Annotated in this window: 2 protein-coding genes; one reads left to right on the top strand and one right to left on the bottom strand. The window is 68.8% G+C overall.

The features are described from left to right. Positions 1 to 182: 182 nt before the first annotated feature. Entirely contained in the window at positions 183 to 1,577 is a 1,395-nt protein-coding gene (gene tnpC / locus ACRDSQ_RS10955) for an IS66 family transposase (RefSeq protein WP_431420745.1), read from the bottom strand. A gap of 95 nt (positions 1,578 to 1,672) precedes the next feature. Here tnpC and ACRDSQ_RS10950 point away from each other — a divergent pair. After that, positions 1,673 to 1,929 (top strand): hypothetical protein (locus ACRDSQ_RS10950; RefSeq protein WP_431420744.1); only part of this gene is annotated, 257 nt, incomplete at its 3' end.

Genomic DNA, 1,929 nt, shown 5'->3' with positions numbered 1-1,929 from the left:
GTCCGAGAGCGCTCCGTAGCCAATGTTGTCATAGTAAGGCGGGTCTGTAGAGAGAAGATACTTCTCGCCGGCAATCGCCGTTGCGTCAAGCTGTCTTACCGTTCCTTGAGTGTTCGTCGGAAGTAATTCGGTACTTGGATAGCGGGGCGCGCCGGCTCGAATTGTGGTGAATGAGCGTGCGGCTATTCCGTGAAGAGTGGGGAGAGGGCGAGGTCTGGCGCTCTGGCGTAGCGGGTGAGCCAGTCGATGGCGTCGACGCCTTGTTGGGCGGCGGTGCGCAGAACGCTCATGATGCGGCTCTGGGTGGCGGCACCCCGCCATGTTCGGTTCCCGCCCCAGACCTTGCGGTTGACGACGGCAGGCCGGACGCCTTGCTCCGCTTTCCAGTTCGTGGCCGGCACGTCGGGGTGGGTGAGGAAGGTGAAGAGGGCGTGGCGCTCGTTGTGGAGATGGGCGACGAGCTTGCGGTTGGCGTCGTAGGGGTGGGCCTGGTCGGCGAGGATCTCGATCCGGTCGATGAGGTCGGCGGCGAGGGCCTTGCGGCGCCGGGCGCCGAGGTCCCGGGCGGCGAGGGCGTCGAGGAGCATGTCCTTGACATGGCGGGGAGTGCCTCGGGCCCAGCCGGGGTTGTCGTCGATCATCTCGTTGCAGCGCCTCAAGAAGTGAGCGACGCAGCTTTGGTGCGTGGCCTTCTCGTAGAGCCGGTAGGGTCCCCAGCCGTCGCGGACGAGGACGCCGTCGTAGCCGGCGTCGAGGACTTCGCAAGCCTCCTCGAAGCCTCGCCCGTCGGCCACGTTGTAGGCGGTGACCCCTTGGGCGGTGACTACCCACAGCCAGGCCGAGCGGCCACCGACCCGCCAGCCCGTCTCGTCGGCGGTGACCACCGGCGAGGCGTTGACCCGCCGCACGATCTCAGCGTGGACGGGAACCAGCGCGCTGCCGGTGGACTGCGCTGCCTGGCAGAGCGCCCCGGCGGTGACGTCGATCCCGAGGCGGCGCAAGAGTTCGGAGCACTTCCCGAACGACAGGCCGAGCCCGTAGTGCGCCCAGTGGCCCCACGACTTGGCGGTGGGACCGACCTGCGACCCGGCCGCCCCCAGGGCGTCGGAGGTCTGCTCCGGATGCCGACCCTGCACGCGACGCCGGCAGGTCGTGCACCGACCGACCCCGACCCGGAACCGGGTCGTCACCGGCCGGATCGGCGGGAGGTCAACCTGGAACTGCTCGTCCTCCCGTTCCAGCTCAACGTCACCGCCGCAGTGCGGGCAGCACCCCGGAAGCGGCGCTTCGAGCTCCCGGTCCGGCGGGTGGACCGGAGCCGCCCGATGACCATGCCGGCCGTGTTCGTCCCCCGCCTTGCGTCCCGGCTTCGCCGGATCCACCGAACCCTGCCCCTTCGAGAACGGCGCCGACTGCCGCTTCCCCGAACGGCGCGACGCTTCCAACAGCTTCTCCAGCTCGGCGATCCTGGCGTCCCGAGCGGTCACCGCCTGGTTCAACTCGGCGACGGTGGCCTCCAACCGGGCGACAACCACCCGCAGCTCCGCCACCACCGACGCCAACTCCCCTTGCGACACAAGGAAGTTCTAACCGACCTCGCGCGATCAGTGGTGGATTCTCGCGATCCGCGCGGCCTCACCCGCTATCCAATTACCGCACCATCAAGGAACGGATGCCCTATGACGGCGCCCGCCACGGCACGGTCGGTGCCGACGCGCTCGGGTTCGTGCAGCAATGCGTCCGCCAGACATACGGCGAGACGTTCGCCCATACGGTCGAACCGCAGCTGACGATGCGATACCGGCGGTTGACCCTGGTCGGCAAAGGGTCCGCGGAGCGCGTGACCATCGACTTCGACCTGGAGTTCGTCACCCCGGGCGGCGCCCGGGCCCGGGCCCCGCGGGAGACGCTGATCGTCGAGGTCAAGTC

This window comes from Actinokineospora sp. (assembly GCF_050699995.1).
Classification (GTDB): domain Bacteria; phylum Actinomycetota; class Actinomycetes; order Mycobacteriales; family Pseudonocardiaceae; genus Actinokineospora.
The sequence above is the reverse complement of the archived record's forward strand: the minus strand, read 5'-3'. Positions and strand labels throughout refer to the sequence as shown.